22 protein-coding genes and 1 pseudogene are annotated in these 19,832 nt (G+C 70.4%); 9 read left to right on the plus strand and 14 right to left on the minus strand.

Features of this window, described 5'->3' with window-relative positions:
• The coding region (locus tag O6P37_RS17200) for a C40 family peptidase (protein WP_269895225.1) at window positions 1–532 on the minus strand (532 nt) is incomplete at its 3' end.
• 328 nt (window positions 533–860) lie between these two features.
• Between O6P37_RS17200 and O6P37_RS17205 the strand changes: the two genes are divergently transcribed.
• Window positions 861–1,292 (plus strand): type II toxin-antitoxin system Rv0910 family toxin, encoded by a 432-nt coding sequence (locus O6P37_RS17205; protein WP_269895226.1) that lies wholly within the window; start codon window positions 861–863, stop codon window positions 1,290–1,292.
• A gap of 7 nt (window positions 1,293–1,299) precedes the next feature.
• On the opposite strand, the gene O6P37_RS17210 is transcribed toward O6P37_RS17205, so the two are convergent.
• Complete coding sequence (locus O6P37_RS17210) at window positions 1,300–1,983, minus strand: alpha/beta hydrolase family protein (protein ID WP_269895227.1); 684 nt, start codon at window positions 1,981–1,983, stop codon at window positions 1,300–1,302.
• Between the two features lie 39 nt (window positions 1,984–2,022).
• Window positions 2,023–2,610 (minus strand): class I SAM-dependent DNA methyltransferase, encoded by a 588-nt coding sequence (locus O6P37_RS17215; RefSeq protein WP_269895228.1) that lies wholly within the window; start codon window positions 2,608–2,610, stop codon window positions 2,023–2,025.
• Window positions 2,611–2,689: 79 nt separating this feature from the next.
• On the opposite strand from O6P37_RS17215, the gene O6P37_RS17220 reads away from it, so the two are divergent.
• Window positions 2,690–3,475 carry a hypothetical protein gene (locus O6P37_RS17220; RefSeq protein ID WP_269895229.1) on the plus strand — a complete coding sequence of 262 codons (786 nt, stop codon included), beginning with the start codon at window positions 2,690–2,692 and terminating at the stop codon, window positions 3,473–3,475.
• Window positions 3,476–3,482: 7 nt separating this feature from the next.
• Here O6P37_RS17220 and O6P37_RS17225 read toward each other — a convergent pair whose 3' ends face one another.
• The 4 genes from O6P37_RS17225 to O6P37_RS17240 all read right to left on the minus strand — a co-directional run bounded on the left by O6P37_RS17225 (window position 3,483) and on the right by O6P37_RS17240 (window position 7,640).
• The gene (locus tag O6P37_RS17225) at window positions 3,483–3,923 is read right to left on the minus strand and encodes a response regulator (RefSeq protein WP_264011030.1); all 441 of its coding nucleotides are present in this window, start codon (window positions 3,921–3,923) and stop codon (window positions 3,483–3,485) included.
• The gene (locus O6P37_RS17230; protein WP_269895230.1) at window positions 3,920–5,566 is read right to left on the minus strand and encodes a sensor histidine kinase; all 1,647 of its coding nucleotides are present in this window, start codon (window positions 5,564–5,566) and stop codon (window positions 3,920–3,922) included. Before O6P37_RS17230 ends, O6P37_RS17225 begins: the two co-directional genes overlap by 4 nt.
• Window positions 5,563–6,771, minus strand: coding sequence for a PP2C family protein-serine/threonine phosphatase (locus O6P37_RS17235; RefSeq protein WP_269895231.1), 1,209 nt, complete (start codon window positions 6,769–6,771; stop codon window positions 5,563–5,565). Before O6P37_RS17235 ends, O6P37_RS17230 begins: the two co-directional genes overlap by 4 nt.
• 137 nt (window positions 6,772–6,908) lie before the next feature.
• On the minus strand, window positions 6,909–7,640 hold the full coding sequence (locus O6P37_RS17240; RefSeq protein WP_269895232.1) for a ZIP family metal transporter: 732 nt from the start codon (window positions 7,638–7,640) through the stop codon (window positions 6,909–6,911).
• A gap of 103 nt (window positions 7,641–7,743) precedes the next feature.
• Between O6P37_RS17240 and O6P37_RS17245 the strand changes: the two genes are divergently transcribed.
• Window positions 7,744–8,175 (plus strand): PPOX class F420-dependent oxidoreductase, encoded by a 432-nt coding sequence (locus O6P37_RS17245; protein WP_269895233.1) that lies wholly within the window; start codon window positions 7,744–7,746, stop codon window positions 8,173–8,175.
• A 9-nt stretch (window positions 8,176–8,184) separates the two neighbouring features.
• Here the strand turns inward: O6P37_RS17245 and O6P37_RS17250 are convergent.
• Both O6P37_RS17250 and O6P37_RS17255 read right to left on the minus strand, forming a co-directional pair.
• A pseudogene (locus tag O6P37_RS17250) lies at window positions 8,185–9,113 on the minus strand (esterase family protein).
• A gap of 190 nt (window positions 9,114–9,303) precedes the next feature.
• Entirely contained in the window at window positions 9,304–9,999 is a 696-nt protein-coding gene (locus O6P37_RS17255; RefSeq protein WP_269895234.1) for a hypothetical protein, read from the minus strand.
• A gap of 181 nt (window positions 10,000–10,180) precedes the next feature.
• Here O6P37_RS17255 and O6P37_RS17260 point away from each other — a divergent pair, with 181 nt between their 5' ends.
• A complete protein-coding gene (locus O6P37_RS17260) occupies window positions 10,181–10,720 on the plus strand; it encodes a sigma-70 family RNA polymerase sigma factor (RefSeq protein WP_269895235.1) in 540 nt (179 codons plus the stop codon).
• Complete coding sequence (locus O6P37_RS17265; RefSeq protein WP_269895236.1) at window positions 10,717–11,418, plus strand: anti-sigma factor family protein; 702 nt, start codon at window positions 10,717–10,719, stop codon at window positions 11,416–11,418. Before O6P37_RS17260 ends, O6P37_RS17265 begins: the two co-directional genes overlap by 4 nt.
• Window positions 11,419–11,428: 10 nt before the next feature.
• Here the strand turns inward: O6P37_RS17265 and O6P37_RS17270 are convergent, their stop codons facing one another.
• A complete protein-coding gene (locus O6P37_RS17270) occupies window positions 11,429–11,947 on the minus strand; it encodes a hypothetical protein (RefSeq protein WP_269895237.1) in 519 nt (172 codons plus the stop codon).
• An 86-nt stretch (window positions 11,948–12,033) separates the two neighbouring features.
• Here O6P37_RS17270 and O6P37_RS17275 point away from each other — a divergent pair, with 86 nt between their 5' ends.
• Entirely contained in the window at window positions 12,034–12,702 is a 669-nt protein-coding gene (locus O6P37_RS17275) for a M15 family metallopeptidase (RefSeq protein ID WP_269895238.1), read from the plus strand.
• Between the two features lie 69 nt (window positions 12,703–12,771).
• Complete coding sequence (locus O6P37_RS17280) at window positions 12,772–14,115, plus strand: aldehyde dehydrogenase family protein (protein WP_269895239.1); 1,344 nt, start codon at window positions 12,772–12,774, stop codon at window positions 14,113–14,115.
• A 10-nt stretch (window positions 14,116–14,125) separates the two neighbouring features.
• Here O6P37_RS17280 and O6P37_RS17285 read toward each other — a convergent pair whose 3' ends face one another.
• Window positions 14,126–15,115 carry a haloalkane dehalogenase gene (locus O6P37_RS17285; RefSeq protein ID WP_332909800.1) on the minus strand — a complete coding sequence of 330 codons (990 nt, stop codon included), beginning with the start codon at window positions 15,113–15,115 and terminating at the stop codon, window positions 14,126–14,128.
• Between the two features lie 23 nt (window positions 15,116–15,138).
• Here O6P37_RS17285 and O6P37_RS17290 point away from each other — a divergent pair, with 23 nt between their 5' ends.
• Together O6P37_RS17290 and O6P37_RS17295 are read left to right on the plus strand one after the other, a co-directional pair.
• Window positions 15,139–16,110: an enolase C-terminal domain-like protein gene (locus O6P37_RS17290; RefSeq protein WP_269895240.1), complete on the plus strand. Its 972-nt coding sequence runs from the start codon at window positions 15,139–15,141 to the stop codon at window positions 16,108–16,110.
• Window positions 16,111–16,200: 90 nt separating this feature from the next.
• Complete coding sequence (locus O6P37_RS17295; RefSeq protein WP_269895241.1) at window positions 16,201–17,571, plus strand: amino acid permease; 1,371 nt, start codon at window positions 16,201–16,203, stop codon at window positions 17,569–17,571.
• A 1-nt stretch (window position 17,572) separates the two neighbouring features.
• On the opposite strand, the gene O6P37_RS17300 is transcribed toward O6P37_RS17295, so the two are convergent.
• The 3 genes from O6P37_RS17300 to O6P37_RS17310 all read right to left on the minus strand — a co-directional run bounded on the left by O6P37_RS17300 (window position 17,573) and on the right by O6P37_RS17310 (window position 19,821).
• A complete protein-coding gene (locus tag O6P37_RS17300) occupies window positions 17,573–17,779 on the minus strand; it encodes a hypothetical protein (protein WP_269895242.1) in 207 nt (68 codons plus the stop codon).
• A gap of 47 nt (window positions 17,780–17,826) precedes the next feature.
• Window positions 17,827–18,522 carry a thiaminase II gene (gene tenA / locus O6P37_RS17305; protein WP_408633192.1) on the minus strand — a complete coding sequence of 232 codons (696 nt, stop codon included), beginning with the start codon at window positions 18,520–18,522 and terminating at the stop codon, window positions 17,827–17,829.
• A 108-nt stretch (window positions 18,523–18,630) separates the two neighbouring features.
• Entirely contained in the window at window positions 18,631–19,821 is a 1,191-nt protein-coding gene (locus tag O6P37_RS17310) for an NAD(P)/FAD-dependent oxidoreductase (RefSeq protein ID WP_269895243.1), read from the minus strand.
• Between the last annotated feature and the right edge of the window lie 11 nt (window positions 19,822–19,832).

The raw sequence follows: 19,832 nt of genomic DNA on the forward strand, positions 1-19,832 counted from the left end.
GCAGCGGCGCGCCGACCGGCGGCGGGGGAGGCAGCGGCGCGCCCGGCGGCGGAGGCAGCGGCGCGCCCGGGGGAGGCGGCACGGGTGCACCCGGCGCCGGCGGCATGCTGACCGAGATGATGTTGGGCCCGGCAGGCGGCGCAGGCGGCACGGGCTGCTCGGCGGGCATCGGCAGGAACATGTGCTTGGTGAACTGCGGCTGGTAGGCGCCTTCGCCACCGACCTTCACGCCGCCGCTCTCACCGGACGAGACCGGGGTGCCATCGGGCAGTGTCACGGCCGCATGGCCGCTGTTCCAGCCGATGACCAACGCACCAGGCTCCGAGCCGTGCTTGAAGCCGCGGGCCAGCAGGGCGCTCTCCATGTTCCCGGTATGGAAACGGTCGCCGTAGATCGGTCGCCCGGTGGCTGCGTTGCTCACCCAGGAGGCCAGCCCTGAGCAGTCCGTACCTGCGGGGCTGTCGCCGCCGGAGACGTACGGCGTGCCCGAGACCTGGTTGATGAGCGTCAACATCGTCGCTAGAGCAAACATGCGGCCGGACATTAACAGAACGCCCGGAGCGCTCCAAAAACCGTGAGAGCGGCCACAATACGGATAGTCTATGACGAAGATCACCAAAGTGGCTCGAGTTTGGCAACACTCGACAGCTACATGGAGGGGTTCTACTCTCGCGCCCGAAACACACATCCGCCCAGCGGAGCTCTGTCCTCAGACCGTCAAAACCGCCTGGCAGGTGGACATTCGGACCGACGAACGGACAGGCCGCCGACCCGCCGGAGGCGGCCACCGGCCGACACGCGACGATCCCGCTTCGACCGATCCGGGGTGGCCCCGTCACCGCCGCCGTTACCATTCGCCGGTGGCCAAACTGGAGTTGACCCGATCGTTGTCCATATCCCCTGAGCAGGCGTGGGACCATGCGTCCAATCTCTCCGAACTGGGCGACTGGCTCACGATGCATCAGGGGTGGCGGGGCGAGGTGCCCGCAGAACTCCGCGAGGGCACCACGCTGGTGGGTGTCGCCGGCGCCAAGGGCATGCGCAACCGGGTGGCATGGACGATCCGCACCTTTGATCCGCCGCAACTGCTGAAGGTCACCGGTGACGGCGTCGGCGGGACGAAGTACGCCCTGACGATGTCGGTGAAGCCCGCACCCGACGGATGCACGTTCACCGTGCTCATCGATCTGGGTGGCCGTCCGCTGTTCGGTCCCATCGGCGCCGCCGCCGCCCGTGCGGTCAAGGGTGACATCGAGCGCTCGATCGAACGCTTCGAGGAGCTGTACGGCTGACGCCCGGTCAGCCGCCCGCAGGCGTGGCGACCGCGGCGATCCGGGCCGCGACGTCGGCGGCGACCGCGAGGGCGGCGGCATCCTCGGCCGCCTCGTACCGGTCCGCGGCGGCGTCGTAGGTGGCGCCGGCGATGGCGGCGTGATCGGTGTCCAGTTCCACCATGTCGACCGGCCAGTCCTCGCGCCGCAACGCCGAGGCGAATTCCCGGCTCGCCGTCGCCGGCACGACGTCGTCGCGCGTCCCGTGTAAGAGGAGGAAGGGCGAGCGATGGCCGTCGCGGGGCAGGCTCGTCGGCAGGGTCTCGCCGGTGAACGGCTCGGGGGCCATGAAAGCCCCTGCGAGACAGACGGTATGGCGCACCCGCAGGTCGAGTTCGGCGGCCCGCAGCGCTAGCCCGGCCGCCGCTAGGCCTCCCATGGACCAGCCGACCACCACGAGTTCGTCAGGTGCGGCGGCGCGCTGCTGTGCGAAGCGCACGGATCCGAGCAGGTCCGACCTGCCCGCATCCTCGGCATGGGCATCCCAGTCGGCTGCCACGACGGCGACCCCGTGGTCGGCCACCTGCTGCGCCAGAGCGCGCACCGCGCTGCGCGAGTCGGTCTGCATGCCGTGCCAGATCAGCACCGTCGGTCCGCCGCCGACTCCGAACAGGTCGGCCTGCCGGCCGGGCGCGTACTCGACTGTCTGCACGGCGCCAGTCTGCCGCAGCGGCCGGGCGGCCGCCACGACTCAGCCCCGCCGGTGCACCGACACCGCGTAGTCGCCGCCGGTGAACGGTTCGCGTTCCCAGGTGGCCCAGCGGGCGACCGGCTGCAATCCGGCCGACTCCGCCAGTCGGTCGTAGTCCGCCACGGACAGCCGATCGGGGCGGATCTGGAAGCCGGCGACCAGCAGACCACCCGCTGTGAGGCGGTCGGCGACCGCAGCGAGCACCCGGCCCTCGGTCCCCGGTTCGACGAAGATCATCACGTTGCCTGCCATCACCGCCAGGTCGAAGACGTCGCGGAGGTGCACTCCCAGGTCGCCGAGATCCGCCTCGATCCATGTCATCGCGGGTTGCTTGGCGCGAGCCGCGGACAGCATGCCGGCGTCGACATCGACGCCGACCACGGTGTGACCCCGGTCCGCCAGCGCGATCGCCACCCGTCCCGTGCCGCAACCGGCGTCGAGCACGCGGCTGCCGCCGTGCTCGGCCAGCAGTGCCGACACCAGGTCGGCCTCGCCGTGCACGTTGCGCCCCTCGGCGGCGAGGGACCGCCATCTCGAGTCGTAGTCGTCGCCCCGCGGGGCATCGGTGCGCTGCCATCGGGTGCTCACCGGATCAGGGTCTCAGATCGGCGCTGATCGGCGCCAACGATGTGCGTCCCGCCGCGAGAATCATCTAGTCTGGCGAACTATGAGGTCGACGAGGAGGATCGCCGCGACGGCGGCACTGCTTGTCCTGGTGAGCGGCGGCGGTTCCGCCGGTGTCGCGGCCGCCCAGCCCGGGCCGCTTCCGGGCCCGGCGCCGGAGCCCACGCCGTCCGCCGAAGTCGCACCCGCCCCGGCGCCCGCAGCGGCGCCGCCCCGCGGACGCCTGCCCGGTCCCGCGACCGCACCCGAACCGGCCCCGGCCGAGAGCCCGGCACCGTCCGGGGAGACCGCGCCCGCCGAAGAAGTCGCACCGCCGGAGGCCGCGCTGCCCGCCGAGGCCGCGTTGCCCGCCGAAGCCGCACCTTCCGCGGAGGCCGCACCGTCCGCGGAAGCCGCACCGCCCGCGGAGGCTTCGCCGGGATCGGCACCGGCGCCGGACGCCGCGCCCGAAGAGGGCGCACCGCCGGCCGAGCCGCAGACCGCCATGAGCGAGGACGGCTCCTACAACGTGGGCACCCAGATCGTCCCGGGAACGTATGTGTCCTCCGGTCCGGTGGAAGGCGGCGTCTGCTACTGGAAGCGCCTCGGCGCCGGTGACCACGGCGAGATCCTCGACAATGCGATGACGAAGAAGCCTCAGACGGTGTCGATCGAGGCGACGGACCGGGCTTTCAGCACCTCCGGCTGTCAGCCGTGGCAGCGGTCGAACTCGGCGGCACCCGCGAAGACCCTGCCGCCGATCGTGGCCGGACTCCAGTTCCGGCAGTGGATCAACACCATCGACAACAACGCCCGCCAGTCCGGCAACGGCGCGCTGCCCCCGCGCTGACGCCGCCTCAGAACTGCGGCAGCCGGACCACCTGGACGAAGAACTCGTCGATCTGGCGTACCGCGTTCATGAACTGATCGAGGTCGACGGGCTTGGTGACGTAGGCGTTGGCGTGCAATTTGTAGCTGCGGAGGATGTCCTCCTCCGCCGACGAGGTGGTCAGCACGACGACCGGGATGTGCGAAAGGTCGGGATCGGACTTGATCGTCTCGAGTAGCTGCCTGCCGTCGTACTTCGGCAGGTTGAGGTCGAGCAGGATCAGGTCCGGACGCGGCGCATCCGGGTAGGCGCCCCGCTGATACAGGAAGTCGAGGCCTTCCTCGCCGTCGTGCGCGACATGAAGGTTGTTCTTGATCTTGTTGTGCTCGAACGCTTCCCGGGTGATCAGCTCGTCCCCGGGGTCGTCCTCGATCAACAGGACGTCGATGGCGCGGCCGGCCGTGGTCATGAGGGTGTTCCTTCCGATGAGGCCGCCGCCAGTTCGTCGGTTGCGGCGTGGGGCGCGGTGAGCGCAGCGGGCAGGGTGAAGCGGAACCGGGTCCCGTCGGTGTAGTCGGTGTCGATCCAGATGGCGCCGCCGTGGTGTTCGACGATCTTCTTGCACAGCGCCAGGCCGATGCCGGTGCCGGTGTAGGTGTCGCGCCCGTGGAGCCGCTGGAAGATCACGAACACCTTGTCGACGAACTCGGCTGCGATGCCGATGCCGTTGTCCGAGACGGTGATGAGCCATTGCCCGTCGTCATCGCCTGCGCCGGCCTCGCAGTCGATGACGATGCGCGGAGCGCGGTCCTCGTGCCGGAACTTCACGGCGTTGCCGATCAGGTTCTGCCAGAGCATCGCCATCAGCGTCGGGTCACCGATGACTGGGGGGAGCGGCGCGGACCGGACGATCTGCGCGCCTGCCTCCTCGATCGAGGTCTCCAGGTTGGACAGCGCGGCGTCGAGGGCGGCGTCGAGCTCGATCTCGGCGTACGTCGCGTTGAGCCGGCCGACGCGGGAGAACGTCAGGAGATCGTTGATCAGCACCTGCATCCGCTTGGCCCCGTCGACGGCGAACCCGATGTAGGAGATCCCGCGCTCGTCGAGCTGATCGCCGTACCGCTTCTCCAGCAGCTGACAGAACGAGGCCACCTTGCGCAGCGGTTCCTGCAGATCGTGCGAGGCGACGTAGGCGAACTGCTCGAGTTCGGCGTTGGACCGGCGCAGGTCGACTGCCTGCTCGTCGAGCGCTTCGGCCTGCAGCACAAGCCGCTCGCGCGCCGATCGCGAGGAGTCGAGCTCGTCGACGATGCGTTGCCGCATGTTCTCGACGTCAACGGCGATGCCGCGGATGTCCTTGGGTCCCCGGGGGACGATGCGTTCGGTGAAGTTGCCTTCGGTGATGCGGCGGCAGGTCTCGGCCAGACGTGCCAGCGGGCGGCTGACCGCATTGCGGACCAGCACCGCCAACCCCACCGCCGCGGCGACGAACGCGACCACGATCGCGGCCAGAACACGGTCCCGCCAGGTGCGGACCTGGGCGAGTTCGTCCACACCGGTGGCTCTCGCCGCCGACAGCTGCTCGTTCTGGACGTTGAACAGGGCCCGCAGGTTGTCGAACTCGAGCTTGCCGCGCTCGGCGGTCGCGCTGTCGACGAAGCTCGGTTGGCCGGGAGTGATACTGCGGATCAACGGCTCCGCGTAGTTCGTCCGCCATGATTCTGCGGCGTTCTCGATGGCGTCCAGGTCGGCAAGCAGGTCGGGCCGTTCAACCAGCCGCGCGCGGATGTCATCGGCGGCGACCTGCTCCGCGCGCTGTCCGTCGTAGTACGGCTCGAGGAACTGACGATCGGCGGCGATGGCGTACCCGCGGACCGCGGTCTCCTGATCACGCAGCGCCGCCTGGAGTTGATAGGCCGCCACCCGGGACGGTTGGATGCCGTCGACCAGATCGCGGGCCACCCCGTCGGTCCGGTTGAGCAGCACCACGGTGGCCACCGCCCCCGCCAGCACGACGAAGCCGATGACGGCCAGCACCAGGGTCTGCCAGCCCGCGACCGTCAGCTGCGAGCCCCGGTGCCGGTCGGCGACGGGTGCCGGTTCAGCGGTCACTGCGCCGTCCGTTCCACCCGCACCACCGCGATGTCGTCGGTGATGCCGCCATGGCCACGCGCCATCTCTTCCGCTCCGTTGATCAGTGCTTCGACGAATTCCGGGCCGGGCAGGGCGGCCAGCGACCTGGCCAGTTCGAGGAGTCCGTCCTCGCCCAGACGTTCGTTGCCGCGGCCGGAATGCCCTTCGAACAGCCCGTCGGTCAATAGGACCAGCCCCTTGCCGACGGGGAGTTCGACCTGTTGGGGCGCCCAGTCACCGGAGTGCAGCCCCAGGGCGGGACCGCCGGGTGGCTCCACCCAGTCGACCGTCCCGTGGCCGTGCAGCAGCATCCCCGGATGACCGGCACGGACCGCGGTGATCAGCGGTTTGTCGGGCGGGATCGCCAGGCTGAGCACGGTGGCGAAGATCCTCCTGCTGGCGCGCTCGGCATGCAGGATCCGCTCGAGCTGTCGCATCCGCTCGCTGCCGCGCAGGCCGGCGAAGGTCAACGCGCGCCACGCGATGCGCAACGCCACGCCGAGCGCCGCCTCGTCCGGTCCGTGACCTGCGACGTCACCGATCATCACGTGCACCGTGCGGTCCGGTGTCTGCACGAAGTCGTAGAAGTCACCACCGAGCAGAGCGTTCTCCCGGCCGGGGCGGTACTGCGCGACGATCTCGACGCCCGGATTGTCGAGCAGCAGCGGCGAGGGAAGCAGCCCCCGTTCGAGCCGGGAGTTCTCCCGGGCCCGCAGCCGGCTGGCGTGCAGCTCCACCGCGGTCAGCTCAGCACGCTTGCGTTCGATGGCGTAGAGCACCGCGCGACGCAGCATCTCGGGTTCGACCCGGCCCTTGACCAGGTAGTCCTGGGCGCCGGAGGCGACGGCGGAAACCCCGAAGTGCTCGTCGTTGCGGCCCGTGAGGACGATCACCGGGATGGTGGCGTCGCGGGCAGCGATGCGGTCGAGCGCCTCGATGCCGTTGACATCGGGCAGATGCATGTCGAGCAGCACGCAGTCCGGGCGCCTTCTCGTCAGCTCGCGTTCGGCCTGCGCCATCGATTCGGCCCAGACGACGATGAACTCGGCGTCGGCGTCGGCCACCAGTTCTTGGACGAGTACGGCGTCGCCGCGGTCATCCTCGACCAACAGCAAGGACAACGTCTGACGCTCGATCGGGGGTGGGAGCACGGGCATCGGTCCCGAGTCGTGCGGGGCGCGCATCGGCAAGTCGTCCTTCACCTCACATCACGCGGGCCGCGTCCGCCTCCGACCGAAGCGACGCTGACGACAATACCCAGCGGGTCCGGCGCGGGTGCGGCGATACCGGTGTATTCCGCCGGGTGAGGCGCTGATCCGCGTCAGGACGCCAGCACGAACGACAGGAAGAAGCCGCCGGCGGTGGCGAAGGCGTTCAGCGGCCGGCCGTGTTCGAAGGCCTCGGGCATCAGGGTGTCGGCCAGCGAGGCGAGCACCGCGCCGCCGGCGTACGCCAGAGCCACCGCGAGGACGTGTTCGCTCATCGCGCCTGCTGTGAAGCGGCCGATCACCACCGCCGCGGCCAACAGCACCCCGCACGCCACCCACGTCCCGATCACCGCGCGCGCACTGGTCCCGCCGCTGCGCATCGCGACGGCGCTCACCAGGGCCTCCGGCAGATTCGAGAAGAAGATCGCCACCAGCAGCGACAGCGACACCCCGCCGACCAGGGACACCCCGAGGGCGAGGTTCTCCGGCACTCCGTCGAGGGTCACCGCGGCCAGCAGCGCAAGGCCCATGCCCGAACGCCCGCCGGAGGCCGCGACCTCGCGCTCGTCCGGGCCGGACTTGCCGCTGATGTGGCGATCGAGCGCGGTGTCGATGAGCACGAACGTGGCGGCGCCCGCCAGCAGGCCCAGCCCCGACGGAAGTGCGCCGCCCATCGTGAACGCCTCTTCGAAGAGTTCGAAGGCCAGCGCCGAGATGAGTGCGCCACTGGCGAACGCCAGCAGCACCCCGGTGACCTTCTTGGGTGGACTCCACCGCACACCGACCGACGCCCCGATGACGAGGGCGCTGGACGCGGCGAGCCCGAACAAGACCGCGATGAGCACGTCGGCATCCACTCCTTTCCGGTACCGACTACGGTGTGGCCGTTTCGGCGCCGCCCAAACCGCCGCGGAATAGGCCGCCGCCGGCGAATGGTTGGCTCTCGACATGACCGACATCACATTCGACCCGCGTGCGCTGGTCGCCCAGAGCCGGCTGGGTGTGCTCGCCACGCTGAAAGCCGACGGCCGTCCGCAGTTGTCGCCGGTCACGCCGTACTACGAGCGCGACGCCGACCTGCTCTACGTGTCGATGACCGAAGGCCGGGCGAAGACCGCCAACCTGCGCCGGGATCCGCGTGCCGCACTGGAGGTGACGAGTCCCGACGGGTGGTCCTGGGCCACCGCGGAGGGCACGGTCACGCTCACCGGCCCGGGCACCGACCCGCACGGTCCCGAAGTCGAGGCCCTCGTCGACTACTACCGCAGGGCTGCGGGCGAGCATCCCGACTGGGACGAGTACCGCAGCGTCATGGTCTCCGACCGGCGCGTGCTGATGACGATGACGGTCGCGCACGTCTACGGCGAGCGCCTGCGCTGAGGTCGCCGCTCAGGCGGTGGGAGCCGCCCCGAGCACCTTCTGCAGGTCGGGCTTCATCGCCTGCAGCTGAGCACCCCAGTACCCCCAGCTGTGGTTCCCGTCCGGCGGGAAGTTGAAGATCGCGTTGCGCCCGCCCGCGGCGACATAGCTCTCCTGGAACGCCTTGTTGGTGTTCAGCGTGATGTTCTCGAGGAGCCGGCGGAGAACGTCCCGCCGAAATTGCCTCCCGCAGTGCTCAGGTCCGATGTCGTGCCGGTGCCGCAGTACACCCACACCGCCGTGCCGTTGGCGACCAGCCTGGCGATGTTGACCGTCGGGTCGTTGCGCCGCCATGCGACGTCACGGGCCGGCCCCCACATGTTCGTCGAGTTGTAACCCCCCGCGTCCTTCATCGCCAGCCCGATCATGGTGGGCCACAGGCCCAGTGAGGGATTGAGGTAACCCGACAGCGATCCCGCGAAGATGAACTGGGCGGGATGCCAGATCGCGAGGTTCAGCGCTGACCCGCCCGACATCGACACGCCCACAACGGCATTCCCCGTCGGTGAGATGCCGCGGTTGGCCGCCAGCCAGGCGGGCAGCTCCCGGGTGAGGAAGGTCTCCCACTTGTAGGTGACGGTGCCGCTGGACCCCGCCGCCGGCTGGTACCAGTCGCTGTAGAAACTCGACTGTCCGCCGACGGGCATCACCAGCGACAGACCCGACTGGTGGTACCACTCGAACGCCGCGGTGTTGATGTCCCACCCGTTGGCGTCCTCCTGGGCCCGAAGGCCGTCGAGCAGGTACACCGCGCGGGGGCCGCCGCCCTGAAACTGGATCCGGATGTCGCGGCCCATCGACGGCGACGGCACCGCCAGGGTCTCCACCGGCAGTCCCTCCCGCGAGTAGGCCGCGGCGGTGGCGGACTGGCCCGCGATCCCCAGCAGGCCCGGCAGCATCAGCGCGAGCAGGACGACGACCGACGCCCGGGGTGTCCGTGCGCGCGACCTGGATTCAGAACAAGCCATCATCGGTATCCGTCTCGGTTCGTTGGCAGTGCACCGGGCACGGTATCGCCGTCGAAGCGGTCCGGCGCGCCGCCCACGCCGGGCGTGATCGGCTTGTGATCAGGGAGAGGGGCAATCGATTTCAGGGCCGGAAGGAACCGTTCACCCGGTTCGGGGAGACAAGTGTGCCGTTGATCGTCGAGCTCATCGATCCGTTCTGCGTGCGCTCGAGGCGCTCAGCCCGCTCGAGCTGACGCTTGTTGCGCACCTTCTCGCGGAACTCCGCCTGCTTCAGCTGCTGCTTCTCGAAGACCGTGAGGTCGTCGTTGTCACCGGTGAACTGCACTCCGAGCGACGAGCCGTCGGAACGCACGATCCAGGACGCGCGGGTGGTGCCGGCGGCCGCGGTGTAGATGCCGGCGGGCGGTTCGGCGGGGGCGGCGGTGAATTCGTAGGTGGTCCCGTCCATGGTCAGGTCGCCCTCGACATCGGTGCCGTCGAACGATGCCGTCAGTGTGTCGCGGAATCGTGATGTGATGTCGATGCCGCCGGCGTTCTGTTCGCCGAAGAACCAGGCTTCGTCGTCGGTGCCGTTGCAGGCGTACGCGGTGATGTTCTTGCCGTCGACGGTGATGCCTATCGTCATCGCGGCGCCGTCCTTGTCCATGTCAGCGACGAAGGTGGCCGACGGCGGGAAGGCGGTGGCAGCGGACGTGGCCGACGAGGTCTGTGGGGCATCCGGTTTCGCGGGTTCGGAGCCACCGCCGCAGGCCGACAGGGTGCCCAGTGCGAGCAACGCACCGGAGCAGGTGAGCACGATCCGGCGGTATCCACCCATGATGAGGTCCTTTCTGTGCGCTCCGGGCGGAGCGGGTCATTCCCATCGACGGGCCGCGGGTCGAAAAGGTTCATCGCGGTTCGCGGTGACCTCCGCGCCGCGGTGCCAAGCCTGACAGAATCGGGCACAACCGGTGTCGGGTTGAACCGGATCGCAGTCCCACCCGTCGAACAGGTGAGAGATGACAAGCCCGGAGACGCCACCAACAGCGCGCACCGCCGGCCAGGCCGAGCAGTTGCGCGCGATGCATGATGCGCACAGCCTTCCGCTTCAGCGCTATGTGCTGCGGCTGACCCGCGGCGATCAGCAGTTCGCGGAGGATGTGGTGCAGGAGTCACTGTTGCGGCTCTGGCAGAAGCCGGAGGTGCTGGCCCGGCCGAGTGAGTCGGTGCGGGCCTGGCTGAACACCGTCGCCAAGAACCTGGTCATCGACGATCGTCGCAGCGCGCGCTTCACCCGCGAGCAGCAGACCGAGGAGATGCCGGAACGCCAGACGCCTGACATCTTCGGCCCCTCGGTCGACAAGATGGTGCTGGCGGACGTCTTGCGGTCATTGAGTCCGGAGCACCGGGCCGCGATCGTCCGAACGTACTACCTCGGGCAGACCATCAGTGACATCGCCGCGCACGAGGGGGTACCGCCCGGCACCGTGAAATCACGGCTGCACTACGCGGTTCGGGCGTTGCGGACAGCTTTGGAGGAGAGGGGGGTGGTCCGATGAGTACGGACGACAACCTGGCCGAGTGGGATGCGGCCTACGTGCTCGGCGCCCTGACGCCGCAGGAGCAGCAGGAGTACGAGCGGTATCTCGCCGCCGACCCTGCGCGCGCCGCGGAGGTGGAGGAGCTGCGGGTGATCCCGCCGCTCCTCGACGCGCTGACACCCGAGGAGGCCTACGCGCTCCTCGATCCGGCCGGCACGGACGAGGAACCGGGGGAGCCCGCCGCGGTGACGTCCCTCGCCGACGCCCGCGCCGGGCGGAAGGGCCGCTCGCGGACGGGGATGTGGACGAGTGCGCTGGCCGCCGCCGCGGCACTGCTGCTCATCGGCGGCTTCGTCGGGTACGCGGTGATCCCGCGGCAGGCCACCCCGACGGGCGAGGTGGCGCTGCAGGCGATGTCGCCGGGCTCCCGGGGCGGTGTCAGCGCCGCGCTCGCGGTGTCCGAGAAGGGCTGGGGCACCCGCTTCGACTGGACGTGCGAGTACACCGCCGACTGGGCCACCGGCGTGGCGAGTTACGACCTGGTGGTCACCACCGTCGACGGCGCTCAGTCGACGGTGGCGTCGTGGAGTCCGGCCGGCGACGAAGCCAGCGGGCTTGCCGCCGCCACGGTCATCCCCACCTCGCAGATCCGCACCGTCGACATCCGGGTCGCGGGGACGGACACCAAGCTCGCGGTGACGACGGTGAACGCCTGACCGGGACGACTCAGCCGCAGAGGCGCCGCACCTCGGCGTCGGCTGCGTCGGCGTCGCGCAACCGGGCCGCCTGATCGGGATCGGAGTTCTGCGCGCCTGCCGTTGCGGCGGCCGCGATGTCCATGAGTGCGTCGGCGAGTCGGTGCACCGCTTCGGAGAGATCGGTGGGGGTCGCCGGATCGAGGCGCGCCAGCAGGTACTGGCCGCCGTCGAAGAGGGACAGCCGGGCATTGGCGGCCGCGGCGAGCGAGCCCGCGACGTCGTCAGGCGCGACCGGCCCGGGCTCGCCGGTGTTCAACGACACACCCGTCCGCACCAGATCCGCTGCCGCACAGGCATTCTGCTTGGCCTGATCGCGCTGCGCCTGCGGGTACTGCACATCAGCGGCCGACCCGGGGAACGTGCGCCACAACGCCCACCCGGACAGGCCGAGCGCCGCGACGGCGAGCACCAGCGCAGTGCCCGACACCCACCGTGAGCGTTGCGGTACCCCGGTGTCCGGCGTCTGACCGGGCAAAGGCTGCGACATGTCGGCGATCGTAGCCGCGACGAGGCGTACTCCCACATCGACGGCCGGGTCCGCCGGCGCGCCCGCATCCGAAATAGGATCTCCCCATGCGGCTGCCGGTGCTCATCGCGATCACGGCGGCGACGGTCGCGCTGGCCGCGTGCAGCCCGGCCGCGACCGAGCCGCAGCCGCCCGCCGGACCGGCCGCCCCACCGGTCCCGACGGTCGCCGACGACTCGCGGCCGCCCGGCGCCGCCGTGCTGATCGGCCCGGCGGCGCAGTACCAGGGCACCGGCCCGACCGACGCCGACACCTTGACCATCGGTGACGCCGCCACCGACACGGTGGGCGGTCTGCTTCCCGGCGACACGATGCTCAGCCCGTTCGAGGTGTCGACGCCGATTCTCGAACTCCTGGACCCCGCGCTGCTCGACGCGGTCCAGCGGGCCGCCCGGCGCGCCGCCGCCGACGGTGTCGAGATGAGGATCACCTCGGGTTGGCGGTCGCGCGGGTTCCAGCAGCGGCTGCTCGACGACGGCGTGCGCACCTACGGCGGTCTCGACGCCGCACGGCAGTTCGTCGCCACCCCCGAGGTGTCAAGGCACGTCGTCGGCGAGGCGATCGACATCGGCCCGACCACCGCGGCGGAGTGGATGATCGCCAATGGCCGCCAATTCGGGCTCTGCCAGATCTTCGCCAACGAGAACTGGCACTTCGAGCTCGCCACCGACGAGCGCGGCGAGTGCCCGCCGCTGCGCCCCAACGCGGCCGGCTGAACGCGCCGCGTGTTCGACCACGCGGTGTAATCACCGACGGCAGGGGTACACGAAACCGTGCCCGAGACCATGACGATCCGAGATCCCCGCACCGGTGACGTCGCCGCCGAAGTCCCGATCGCCGACGCGTCCACCTGCGACGCAGCGGTGCGCCGCGCGCATGCTGCCGCGGCAGGCTGGGCCCGCACCCCGGCCGCCGAGAGGGCTGCCGCGCTGAGCGCGGCCGCCGGCGCGGTGCGCGCCGCCGCCGACGAGCTGGCCGGCCTCAACGAACGTGAGACCGGAAAGCTCATCGACGACGCGCGTGGCGGTGTGGAGGCCGGCGCCGGGACACTCGTCCAGTACGCGGAACTGGGCCCGCTGCACCGCGGCCGTAGCCTGCACGGCGGCTGGTCGGCCACCGACCTGATGATCCCCGAGCCACGCGGTGTGGCGGCGGTGCTGACGCCGTGGAACGACCCCGTCGCCGTGGCGGCCGGGCTGCTGGGCGCTGCGCTGGTGGCCGGCAACACGGTCGTGCACAAGCCCAGTGAACGGTGCCCGGGCACCGGCCGCCGGTTCGCCGAACTGCTGGCCGCCCAGCTGCCCGACGGTGTGCTGGAGATCGTCGACGGCGACGCGACGGTGGGCGCCCGGCTCGCCGCAGCCGAAGAGGTCGACGTCGTCGCGCACGTCGGCAGCAGTGTCACCGGCCGCGCCATCGCCCGGGCCTGCGCCGAGCGGGGCGCCAAGGCGATTCTGGAGAACGGCGGCAACGACGCGCTGCTCGTCGACGACGGCGTCGACCCCCGGTGGGCCGCCGAGCAGGCGGCGCAGGGCGCCTTCGCCAACGCGGGCCAGATCTGCGTGTCCGTGGAGCGCATCTTCGTCACCGAATCCGTCGCCCAACAGTTCCTCGACGCGCTCGTCGAGCAGGCCGGCGTCTGGGCCGACCGAATCGGACCGCTGGTCGACGAGCGTCAGCGCGAAGTGGTGCACCGGCACGTCACCGAGGCGGTCAAGGAGGGAGCGCGGGTGCTCGCCGGGGGCGAGCAGGGCCGCGGGCCGGGCACCTTCTACCCGCCGACCGTGCTGACCGACTGCGCTCCGGACATGTTGGTGTTCCGCGAGGAGACGTTCGGTCCGATCGCCCCGGTGCGGGTGGTTCCGGACTTCGGCACCGCGCTCACGGAGGCCGCCGACGACCGCTACGGCCTGGCGGCCACCGTGCTGACGCCGGACATGGCACACGCACAGGAGGCGTGGCGGGCGCTTCCGGTGGGCACGGTGAAGATCAACGCCGTGTTCGGCGGGGCGCCCGGCGGCGCCGCCGAACCGCGCCGCGCCAGTGGCAGCGGCATGGGCTACGGCCCGGAACTCCTCGACGAGATGACGGCCATGAAGGTGGTGCACTGGTCACCGCCGCCGGCGTGAGCCGGCCGGCTCACCGCCCGGCTCCGGCGAAATCGGCGACGATGCGGCCGAGTTCGGCCCCGCGTTGCTCCTGCACGAAGTGGCCTGCACCCGCGATGGTCACGTGCGCCTGATCCCGCGCCCCCGGCACCCGCTGCTGGAACACCTTCTCCCAACCGGCGGTCGCGGGATCACCGTCGGAGTAGGCCGTCAGGAACGGCCGGTGCCACCGCTCGAGCGCGGCCATCGTGGCGCGTCCGATCGCGGCGCCAGGATCGTTGCGCGTCAACGGGATCAGCGCGGTGAGCTGCCGCAGCCCGGCCTGATAGGACGGGTCCGGGAACGGCGCGTCGTACGCGGCGAGCACACCGGGTTCCAGCGGCCCGGCGACCGCGTCGAGGAACATGCTGGCTGTGATGGTGGGACTGCGCTGGTAGTACGACACATAGTCCAGCAGCGTCTCGGTCAACAGCACCGCATCGTCGCCGACCCCGTGGTGCGGCCACGTCAGGGCCCCCGCCAGCGCGGGGTCGCAGGTGTGCAGGATGGTGTTGGCGGCGACCACGCCGGAGAACCGGTCCGGATCGCGGGCCAGCACGCTCAGCCCGATCGGCCCGCCCCAGTCCTGAGCCACCAGGGTCACCTCGCGCAGATCCAGCCCGGTGACCAGGCTGTGCACCCAGTCGACGTGCCGGCCGAATGTGTAATCCGTTCTCTGCGTTGGCTTGTCGGAGCGACCGAAGCCGATGTGGTCCGGTGCGACGACGCGGTGCCCGGCATCCACGAGCACCCCGATCGTCGTCCGGTAGAGGTACGACCACGTGGGCTGTCCGTGCAGCAGCAGCACCGCAGGGCGATCGGGCGGCCCTTCGTCGACGTAGTGCATCCGCACCGGCTCGCCCCCGCGGCATCGCACGTCGATGTAGTGCGGTGCGAAGTCGAAGCCGGGCAGGTCCGCGAAACGGTCGTCGGGTGTCCTCAAGACGTCCATCTTCACCCGTCCCGCCGCGTCGTCGGACACCGAACCCGTAGCTTGGTCTGCTGGTGAGAACATTAATCGACTTCGACGCCGCACCCGCGTTCGCCATCCCGGCCATCGACGCCCGGGGTGCGCCGACGGTGTGCGAAGGCATGCTGCTCGAGGGTCCGCAGGGATGGGGCGAGTTCAGCCCGCCCGCCGACGGCGGTGACACCGAGGCCGCGCGCTGGCTGACCGCTGCCGCCGAACCGGGCACCGTGGGCTGGCCCGACCCGCTGCGCGGGCGGGTGCCGATCGCGGTTCCTGTGCCCGCCCTCGACACCGACCGCGCGCACGCGATGGCCGCCTCGTCCGGTTGCCGGGCCGCCGACGTCACCGTCATCGGTACCGCGGATTCCCTCGCCGGCGACATCGCCCGCGTCGCCGCCGTCCGCGACGCCATCGGCACGGCCGGTGCCCTGCGCTGCATCCCGTACCGGCGGTGGGACGTCGAAACGGCGGTGCGTGCGATCGAAGCGCTCGCCGAAGCCGCCGGCGGTCTCGAGTTCGTCGAACAGCCCTGCCGCACAATCGCAGAGCTCGCCGCGGTGCATCACCGGGTCGATGTCCTGGTCGCCGTCGACGCGTCGGCCTTCGAGCTGGCCGGGGTGACGCCCGGCGCGCTCGCCGACGCCGCGGATCTCGCCATGCTCCGGTGCGGGCCGCTGGGCGGGGTGCGGCGCGCGCTGCGCGTCGCGGAGGCGACTGGCCTGCCGTGCACGGTGGGATCGGCAGGCGAGACCAGTGTCGGACTGGCCGCCGGGCTGGCACTGGCGGGCGTGCTTCCGCAGCTGCGTTTCGCGTGCGGCCTCGGCACCGGCCTATTGCGCGGCGGCGACGTCGTCGGCGGGCGAAGCCTCATCCCGGTCGACGGCCATCTGCCGGTGGCGCCGATGCCCGCAGCACCCGACCGCGCGCTCCTCGAGCGGTTCGCGATCACCGATCCCGCCCGCGTCGCCTGGTGGCGCAACCGGTTGCGTCGCGCCACCGGGAGCTGACGTTTCGCGGAAAAGCGATTCGGGCAGACTGTCGGTCTGCCGTCGCGGGGACGGCACGCCGGGCATCCCTCCCCGAAAGGCGGCGGTGTGATGAGTGAGCAGACCACGACGGCCAACGGCCTCGGCACGAGCCTCAAGTCACGGCACATCACAATGATCTCGATCGCCGGCGTCATCGGCGCCGGACTCTTCGTCGGATCGGCCAATGCGATCAAGGAGGCCGGGCCTGCGGTCCTGATCTCGTATTTCCTGGCCGGCACGCTGGTGGTGCTGGTGATGCGGATGCTCGGGGAGATGGCCACCGCCAATCCCGACACGGGGTCCTTCTCGGTGTACTCCGACCGGGCATTCGGCGGCTGGGCGGGATTCTCCGTCGGCTGGCTGTACTGGTGGTTCTGGGTGCTGGTGATCCCGGTGGAGGCGACGGCCGCCGCGGAGATCCTGTCCAACCTCGTCGGTGGGGCACAGTGGTTCTGGGCGCTCGCGGTCACGCTGCTGCTGACGGTGACCAACCTCGCCAGCGTCGGCAACTACGGCGAGTTCGAATTCTGGTTCGCCCTGATCAAGGTCGTCGCCATCGTCGCGTTCATCGGGATCGGCCTGGCCGCCATCTTCGGCGTCATCCCCGACTCGCAGGTGAGCGGCGTCCAGCAGCTGTGGGAGCCGGACGGCTTCATGCCCAACGGTTTCGGCGCGGTGATCGCCGGCATGTTGATCACCATGTTCTCCTTCATGGGCACCGAGATCGTGACGATCGCGGCCGCCGAGTCGCCGAACCCGTCGAAGGGGATCAGCAAGGCGGTCAACTCGGTGATCTGGCGGATCTCGCTGTTCTACCTCGGGTCGATCTTCGTGATCGTCGCCCTCATGCCCTACGACCAACTCGAAGACGGCTCCTACCAGTCGACGCTGGAGGCCATCGGCATCCCGGGATCGAAGCTGATCATGGATCTGGTGATCCTCACCGCGGTGGCGTCGTGCCTGAATTCGGCCCTGTACACCGCGTCCCGAATGCTGTTCTCACTGGCCGATCGCCGCGACGCACCACAGGTGGTGCGCAGGGTCGCCGGCAACGGCGCGCCGTGGGTGGCGGTGCTGGCGTCGACGTTCGTCGGGTTCCTCACGGTGATCGGCAACTATCTGTTGCCGGAGAAGATTTTCGGCTATCTGCTGGCGACCAGCGGCGCGGTGGCGTTGTTCATCTACCTGGCCATCGCGTCGAGTCAGTTCGTGCTGGGCAGACGGATGCGCGCGGAGGGCGAAGAGCTGCCGTTGCGGATGTGGCTGTTCCCGTATCTGACGGCGGTCGTGATCGTGTGCATCATCGCGGTGCTCGTGCTGATGGCGTTCGATCCCGGTCAGCAGCAGGCAATCCTGCTCTCGACGGTGTCGGCGTTGTTCATCGTGGGCGCCGGAGTGGTGGTGCACCGCCGGCGCAGCCGCGACACCACACCGGTGTAGCTCATTCCTGTTCGCGCAGCGCGGCCCGGATCATCGGCAGCAGCCATCCCGACAGCGGCCAGACCGCGGCAAGCGCGATGGCGCAGGCCACGCCGACGAGGTTGAGCACGGCGCGGTGTTGCGGGTCGCGGGTGACGCTCGGGCGCAGCAGCAGGAAGGTGGTCAGCACCCATCCGGCCAGATACCCGGTGATCAGCACGACGTTCATGTCCCGCCGTTTCTACCCCTCCCGCGAATCCGCCGCATTCCGGCAGGTCAGGCCGGCCACACCTGCCTGCGGTGGGCGGCGTCGAAGAACATCCACTCGTAGCGGGCGGTGGTGGCGAAGTGTGCGCGGGCAACGGCTTCGTCCTCGGCGGTGAGCGCCGGCCCGATCCGGTCGGTGAGGTCGAGCACCTGCCTCACGGTCGCGGCGAACTCCTCCCCGCCGTAGCTGTCGATCCAGCGTTGGTAGCGGGGGTCGGTTGATCCCCGGTCGGCAAGTGCGGCACCGACTTCGGCGTAGATCCAGTAACACGGCAGGACGGCGGCCAGCCCGTCGGCGAAGGTCCCGCCGTACGCGGTGGCGATGAGATAGCTGGTGTAGGCGACGGTCGTCGGGCTCGCGGTGACACCGGCCAGGGCGGCGGCGTCGAGGCCGAGCTCGGGCAGCAGCGCGCTGTGCAGTTCCAGCTCGACGTCGAACACCTCAGCGGCGTGCCTGCTGAACATCGCCGTGTCGGTCAGCGTCGGCGCCTTCGCGCCGACGATCGCCAGCGCGCGGGCGTAGTCACGCAGATAATGCACGTCCTGCGCCACGTACTCGGCGAACGCGCCGGCGTCGAGGCTGCCGTCGGTGAGGCCGGTCAGGAAGGGGTGTCTGAGGATGGCGTCGAAGGTCGGCGCGATTTCGTGCCACAGTCTCGCCGACCAGGAGTGCGGATTCGACGCGCCGATGGTGGGGTTCGTCACGACGACCATCCTCGCAGCAGCGACCAGGGGCTCACTGTGCGGCGTGTCGTCGACGATGCCGCCGGAACTCGCCGGCTCGCCGCACACTCGGCGCCACCGCCACGGTGTTCACAGCCGCCCCTTGAGGATCAGGTTCCAATAGCTGCGCGGCAGTCCGTAACGGTCGAACGCCCAGGCGCTGCGCCGCGCGGCGAGCGGCTCGAGGAACGACGGCAGCGACGAGGTGATGGCGCCGCTGCGGTCGAACTCGCCGGGGATGAGGCGGTGCGCCGAGGTGGTGACCGGGGCGACGGTGTAGCCGTCGTAGGTGTCGAGGCGCTTGCCGGCGCGGGCGGCGAGCAGGTTGTCCACCAGGATCGCGATCTGGCGCCGCAGTGCGCCGCCGGAGGGGTCGGTGTCCACGGCGGCCGCGTCGCCTGCCGCCCAAACGTTGGCGTGGTCGCGGTGCTGCAGGGTCAGCGGATCGATGTCGATGAGACCGTGCGGCGCCCGGCCGGCGAGGCCGGAGGCCTCGATCCAGTGCGGACCCCGGAACGGCGGAACGAGGTGGAGCATGTCGTAGGGCAGCTCACGGGTCGCTCCGGCGTTGTCCGCCACCGTGATTCGCCGCTCGCCTGGATCGACGGCGGTGACCGCGGTGTCGTGCAGGACGTGCACGCCGAGTTCGTGGCAGCGGCCGAGCAGCCGGTCGTCGAGGTCCGGCACGCCGAGCAGGCGGGGCCGGTCGATCACCAGTGTGATGTCGACCGGTCGCGAAGTCTTGTGCCAGTGCGCGGCCGCCAGGAACAGCGGCTTGAGGGTGGTGCCGGTGCAACTCACCGGCGGCCGGGGCACCGTGAAGACGGCCCGGCCGTGCGGGGCGATCTCCTGCACCAGTCGCCACGTCTCCTCGGCCTGGTTCAGGTAGTTGCTGGCCACCGAGGACGTGGCCATCGCGGCGTCCACCCCGGGCAGGGCGTCGGTGTCGGGAACCAGCCCCGGTCCCAGGATCAGGTCCCGGTACCCGTATCGCTTCCCGGAGGCGCACTCGACGACGCCCTGTGCGGCGTCCACCGCGACGGCGGAGTCGCGGATCCAGTCGCAACCGCTCGGCGTGACCGACCGCTGGGTCCGTTCGGCACTCTGCAGGGTGGCCTGGCCGCCGCCGACGTAGGACAGCAGCGGACGGTAGGTGTGCACCTGCTGCGGTTCGATCACGGCGACGTCCTCGACGCCCTGCCGGATAAGGCGGGCCGCGGCGCTGATGCCCGCGTTGCCGCCCCCGATGACAAGGACGTCGTACGAACCGTCGGCAACCATCCCCGCGCTCT

The organism is Mycobacterium hippophais (assembly GCF_027529605.1).
Taxonomy (GTDB): domain Bacteria; phylum Actinomycetota; class Actinomycetes; order Mycobacteriales; family Mycobacteriaceae; genus Mycobacterium; species Mycobacterium arseniciresistens.